Raw genomic sequence first — 5,920 nt, 5'->3', positions numbered from 1 at the left:
GTTGGCTGTTGACTGTTGGCTGTTGGCTGTTGATTGTTGTCAGTTATTACCCATTCCCAATTCCCAATTCCCAATTCCCAATTCCCCATTCCCAATTCCCCATTCCCAATTCCCAATAACAGAAAATCTGGCCTGTGGAAAAACCTGTGGACAAATCACCCTGATTTTGTGGAAAACATGACTGCTTGGCACAAAACAATTTTTGCACCGAAACGGGCGGGCGATCGGCAGCACCCACTTTTCCACAAGTTTTCCACAGGTTTTTTTGATCTGCAAGTCCCGTCCCACAAGCAATTAACTTTGTTTTCCACAGTTTCCACAGGGCGATCGACACAAAAAACATTCAATAAATAAAAAATACTGACAAAGCCTGCACCTACAAAAATAATTGGCGGCGCGCCACAACCTCAGAAACCGGATTTATACCAACCCGTGCACCCCGCACAAAGAAAAATCGGCCCGCCGACTTTCTGTGATAGGATTTGGTTTCGTCTCAAATCCGGTTAATTAACCTCCCATGAAATTGGTTTGCACCCAAAGTGACCTCAACGCCAACCTCTCGTTGGTAAGTCGGGCCGTTCCCTCCCGCCCGACACATCCGGTACTAGCCAACGTGCTCTTAGTAGCGGATGAGGAAAATCAGCGGGTTAGCTTGACAGCTTTCGATCTCAGTTTGGGCATTCGCACCAGCTTCGCAGCAGAAGTAACAGGCGGCGGCAGTTTTACCATACCCGCTAAATTGCTCAACGATATTGTTTCGAGACTCCCAGACGGAGAGATTACTTTAGAAGACGAAGCCGGGGACACCGTAGCCTATCTCAGTTGCAGTTCTGGCAGCTACCAAGTCAGAGGCATGGGCCCAGAAGAATTCCCAGAATTGCCAGCAATCGAAGCCGGAACAATCCTCAAACTGCCGCCCGAAGCTTTGATAGAAGGACTCAAAGGAACTTTATTTGCGACAAGCCCCGACGAAGCAAAACAGGTACTCGCAGGAGTGCATTTAAAAGTCTTGCCAGATTGCTTGGAATTTGCAGCAACAGACGGGCACAGATTGGCAGTAGTTCAAACTGCAAATGAAAAAGCCGAAGGCGAAGAAACCCAAGAACAATTTGAGGTGACAGTTCCCGCCAAAGCATTACGGGAAGTAGAAAGAATGCTAGTAATGCGGCAGTGGACTGAACCCGTTACGCTGCATTTTGAACACGGTCAAGTAGTGTTTGAATGGGCAGACCAGCGGTTGACAACTCGCACATTGGAAGGGCAATATCCCGCATACCGGCAGTTAATTCCGCCGTCTTTTGAGCGGCAAATTACCTTGGAAAGGCGATCGCTCTTAGCAGCAGTCGAAAGAATAGCAGTCTTTGCAGACCAAAAAAATAACATCCTCAAATGCAGCATCGACGAAGAAAATCAGGAAATCACCTTATCGGTAGATGCCAAAGATGTCGGTTCCGGCAAAGAGTCAATGCCGGCACAGATTTCGGGAGACAGCATCGACATTGCTTTCAACGTGAAATACTTAATTGACATTTTGAAAACAGCTCAGTCTCCCGAAATTCAACTGCAATTAAACGCTGCTCTTGCGCCTGTAATTTTTCAGCCTTTGGGCGGAGTTAATGCTACATTCTTGGTGATGCCAGTTCAACTAAGAGCTTAAAATTAGTCAACAGTCATTAGTCATTAGTCATTAGTCATTGGTTATTGGTTATTGGTTATGGGTTATTGGTTATTGGTTATTGGTTATTGGTTACGAATTCCCAATTTCCCATTCTCAATTCCCAATAACAACTAACAAATAACAACTAACAGCTAACAGTCAACAGTCAACAGTCAACAGTTAACAGTTAACAGTCAACAGTCAACAATCAACCGCAGACGGTGCCGCCGGAATTGTTGATACAATTAATCTGCGTTAATCTGTGTTCATCTGCCTGTATCTGCGGTTAAAAAAAGATAATTTTGCAACCGCAGATGATAACGGATTCACGCAGATTCACGCTGATAAAGAGAGATAGGAATAATTCCGATACTAAGAAATTTGAGATGACTTCTTCATTCAAATTAATGGCAACAAAATCTCAAATTCCGTCCCCGTACCGGGCGTAGAATGCAAATTCAACTTGCCTCGATGCTTTTCCGTAACAATTTGATGAGTAATTGCCAACCCCAAACCCGTACCTTTCCCCGCAGGTTTAGTGGTGAAAAATGTATCAAAAATCCGCCGCTGAATTTCTGGCGGAATTCCCGGCCCGTTATCGGCAATTCTGATCGCTATCCAAGTATTATTTTGATTTTTCTCCGCTGCTTCGGGGCTGAAGTCACCGTTTTGGCTGGCGGATGATAGTTGTTTTGCATTTTGTCGATCGCCCAAAACATAATTTTGCATTAATTGCGAACTTACGCAGCCTCCGTCAAAACTTTCTATTACCTCAGTTTCAATCGTAATCGCAGGCACAAAACCTTTTTTTCCTTTTACCTCTTCCAAAGCATCCATCGCATTGCTGACGATATTCATAAACACCTGGCTCAACTGACCAGAATAACAATTGACTAAAGGCAAATCCCCATAGTTTTTAACTAATTTAAATCCGTACTTGAGACGGCTTTTCAGAATTAGCAGCGTACTGTCAATACACTCGTGGATATTAGCTTTTTTGCGATGGGTTTCGTCCATGTAAGAAAAGGTGTGCAGGCTGGTAACAAGTTCCGTCAGCCTCTCTGATGAAACTTTCATACTTTTGAGAATTTCCACCCAGTCTTCTTGCAAAAAATCAAATTCTATGTCTTCCTTGAGTTCGTCAATTTTTTCGCTGCGGCCGACAATTTGCTCGTAAGCAGACAGCAACTCCATGAAATCTTTCGAGTAGTTGGACAAACAGCCGAGATTTCCGCTGATGCAGGTGACGGGATTTCTAATTTCGTGAGCTACTCCAGCTACCATCTGCCCCAAACTAGCTAGTTTTTCGGTTTGAATTAGTTGAGATTGAGTTTGTTGCCTCAGCAATTTTGTCGCTAGTTCGTGAATGTTGGATTGGGCTACTAACAATTCGTGCACGTCTAGCAAACTATAAGTTTGAGGCGACACTTGAACCACAATCGGTTCGTAAAGCAGTTCTTTCGATCGTTGCAGCGACTTTCGGGCTGCATCCACAATTAAAGTATTGCTAGGAAAAATCAAAGTCTCAATTTCTGCAAAGCGGTACAAAGCCCTCACAGGTCGTTTTAAAAATAATTCTCGCCCAAAAGGACGGCTGAGAAATTCTAAAAATCTCCGCCGGGAAATCATGCCGACAAATTTACCTCGATTGGTCAAGATGACTCCTGGTAACAGCAGATTAGCTTCTAACATCTGGGAAATTTTTATCCCCAAATCCATAGCTTCTACTTGAAAATCGTAAAGCGATAATTCTTGGAGAGTAGAGTCTAAACCAAGTTGTCTTAGCTCAGCTTCGGACGCGGGTTGGACTGGTCTTTCTACGCAGGAAGTATTGAACATAAATTTATTAACACGCTTTTTTGGGGTTTTATTTGCCAGCGGAAATTATGCTACCAAAGCTCAGCAGGTAAATAACTGAATATTTGGGTCTTTATCTCTCGGCCAACTGCTTTTCAAATTACACAAAAAGCTGGCCGCGATCGATGGGATTTTACCGCTTCAAATATTAGGCAAGTTTGAGTGTGACCGAAATAGAATGCGCCCTGGCAATTATGCCTCACTTTATTTTATACTGAGTTGAGATTTACTGACGCTTGATTCGAGTATTTAACTATTAATTAACCTTGAGTTATATTGTTAACCTGTTTTTAATAATTAATTAACTTGCCGAGCGAAAGAATTAATTGATAGTAGAACAAAATCTGAATTGCCCGATCGCCCAACCTCGCCCTCCAATCTACCGCCGCCCGATCGCATCCCTGAAGGCATCGCAAATTAAGGGCGCTATTGCTAACTGTGGGGAACTCTTAGCCGTTTTGAATGGGGTGCAAGCAAGTGCGATCGCCCTTTCCGATTTTGTTCAAATTTTGCGGCTCGGTAGTTGAGCGGGCGATCGAACCAATAATTAATAACTATTAATATATATTCATCTTCAATTATCTGCAAAAAATATGAGGATAAAGACCATACTGTTTCCCTGCATAAGCCCTGTAAATTATCAAAAACAAACGCTGTAAATTCCCTGTCTCAAGCTTGGGTAGGGATAGGGTTCAACACTGCTACCGTGTTATTTTTAATTGTGAGGAATCGGTAACAATGTCTGAGGTCAAATCCTGTAGCATCGGAAGTATGCAGTGCGATCGTCTCGATCGCGATTCAGACCGCTTTTCGAGACAATCGCTCGCTCAAGGCTCCAAATATATAATTCCGATGCCACGGAAAAAAATATAACTTCCGCAAGAAGATTTACCGAAAATCATTACAAAAAAAGGGTTAGCAAGGAAATTACGGTTTCTGAATACTTATCAAAAAGTGCGTACAGTAAATATTATGAAAATACCGATCGGCAAAAAAATGTAAAAAAAAAGCTAACAAAAAAAAATACCAGCAGGTGAATAAAAGTTTCCTTCAAAAAATCTCTATGCACAAAAACGACAAAATCGAGTATAATCGAATTGCGAAATTGAGTCGCAGTGGAAAAATACTGTTGAAAAAAATAAATTTATTAAAATAGACAGGTGCAAATTGAGGATTGAAGGTGTACCCAAATTGACTAAATATTTACTGATCGGTTCCACAAAAGCTTACAGCGGCAAGTCTGCCATCGCCCTAGGGATGGCGCTCGCACTCCGGGCAAAAGGACTCGCCGTCGCCTACGGCAAACCTCTGGGAACCTGTTTCAGCTCGGAGGGAGCTGGAACCGAGGAGGAAGACGTGCGGTTTGCGGTAGAGACGCTGAAGCTCTCAGAAAGTCAGATGCCGTCAACATTGCTGTATTTGGACGAGGAGACGGTTCACAAGCGTTTGCAGGGAGAAGACAAGACAGACTACCGCCAGTCTCTAGCGCAATATTTGCAAGCCCCCAGCACTGACTTGGTGCTGTTAGAAGGCCCCGCTAATTTGGAGGAAGGCAGTTTGTTTGATTTGTCTTTGCCTCAAGTGGCTGAGGCGGTTGATGCCTCGGTGTTGCTGGTGACGCGCCCGATCGATCTTTATATAGACGATTTGCTGTCGGCTAAACGGCGTTTGGGTTCGCGCTTGGCTGGGGTTGTCCTCAACGATGTGCCCTCGGACAAACTCGAATCGATCGCGACGACAGTGCGGCCTTTCTTGGAGGCTGCGGGTATTCCAGTTTTGGGAATGCTGCCGAGAAGCGCTTTGCTGCGGAGTGTCAGCGTCAAAGAATTGGTGCACCAATTGAAAGCCGAAGTGCTCTGCCGTCCAGACCGCTTGGATTTGATGGTGGAAACCTTGACAATTGGCGCTATGAATGTTAGTTCGGCGATGAAGTATTTCCGCAAAGCCAGAAATATGGCGGTAGTCACTGGGGGCGATCGCACCGACATTCAGTTGGCAGCTCTGGAAAGCTCGACTCAGTGCTTAATTCTCACAGGGCACTTGCCTCCTTCTCCCCTGGTAATCGGCAGGGCAGAAGAAATGGAAATTCCAGTTTTGTCTGTGGATTTGGATACCTTAACCACGGTAGAAATTATCGACAGCACCTTTGGCAGCGTGCGCCTGCACGAACGGATCAAGGTGGAATGCGTTACTCAGCTAATGGCAGAACACTTTGACTGGGACAGCACGATCGCATCCTTGGGTTTGGGAGCGAAAGTCCATTAAGCAAGCCGCCGGAGTGTAAGAAGGCAGAATTTTTTTGAATTAAAAAATAAAAATGAAAAATTCTTATACCAATTTAATCAATACTTGCTATAGATGAATTCCGATGCCCCCCCTTAATAAGGGGGGGTTGGGGGGGTCAGA

Annotated in this window: 5 protein-coding genes; 4 read left to right on the top strand and 1 reads right to left on the bottom strand. The window is 44.3% G+C overall.

Features of this window, described 5'->3' with window-relative positions; genetic code table 11:
- Window positions 1-177 precede the first annotated feature (177 nt).
- Together WBA89_RS21500 and dnaN are read left to right on the top strand one after the other, a co-directional pair.
- Window positions 178-354, top strand: a complete 177-nt coding sequence (locus WBA89_RS21500; RefSeq protein WP_424409321.1) for a hypothetical protein — start codon at window positions 178-180, stop codon at window positions 352-354.
- 163 nt (window positions 355-517) lie between these two features.
- Complete coding sequence (gene dnaN, locus WBA89_RS21495) at window positions 518-1,657, top strand: DNA polymerase III subunit beta (RefSeq protein WP_424409320.1); 1,140 nt, start codon at window positions 518-520, stop codon at window positions 1,655-1,657.
- 399 nt (window positions 1,658-2,056) lie between these two features.
- Here the strand turns inward: dnaN and WBA89_RS21490 are convergent, their stop codons facing one another.
- The gene (locus WBA89_RS21490; RefSeq protein ID WP_424409318.1) at window positions 2,057-3,496 is read right to left on the bottom strand and encodes a sensor histidine kinase; all 1,440 of its coding nucleotides are present in this window, start codon (window positions 3,494-3,496) and stop codon (window positions 2,057-2,059) included.
- A 344-nt stretch (window positions 3,497-3,840) separates the two neighbouring features.
- Here WBA89_RS21490 and WBA89_RS21485 point away from each other — a divergent pair, with 344 nt between their 5' ends.
- Together WBA89_RS21485 and WBA89_RS21480 are read left to right on the top strand one after the other, a co-directional pair.
- Window positions 3,841-4,041: a hypothetical protein gene (locus WBA89_RS21485; protein WP_424409316.1), complete on the top strand. Its 201-nt coding sequence runs from the start codon at window positions 3,841-3,843 to the stop codon at window positions 4,039-4,041.
- Between the two features lie 640 nt (window positions 4,042-4,681).
- Window positions 4,682-5,779 (top strand): phosphotransacetylase family protein, encoded by a 1,098-nt coding sequence (locus tag WBA89_RS21480; protein ID WP_424409314.1) that lies wholly within the window; start codon window positions 4,682-4,684, stop codon window positions 5,777-5,779.
- The last annotated feature ends 141 nt before the right edge of the window (window positions 5,780-5,920 follow it).

Origin of the sequence: Microcoleus sp. (genome assembly GCF_049646505.1) — a bacterium.
GTDB lineage: Bacteria > Cyanobacteriota > Cyanobacteriia > Cyanobacteriales > Microcoleaceae > Microcoleus.
The sequence above is the reverse complement of the archived record's forward strand: the minus strand, read 5'-3'. Positions and strand labels throughout refer to the sequence as shown.

Excerpts from the sequence above, each read along its gene's own strand:
- WBA89_RS21500 (WP_424409321.1), top strand. The coding sequence starts at position 178 with ATGACTGCTTGGCACAAAACAATTTTTGCACCGAAACGGGCGGGCGAT.
- WBA89_RS21490 (WP_424409318.1), bottom strand. The coding sequence starts at position 3,496 with ATGTTCAATACTTCCTGCGTAGAAAGACCAGTCCAACCCGCGTCCGAA.
- dnaN (WP_424409320.1), top strand. The coding sequence starts at position 518 with ATGAAATTGGTTTGCACCCAAAGTGACCTCAACGCCAACCTCTCGTTG.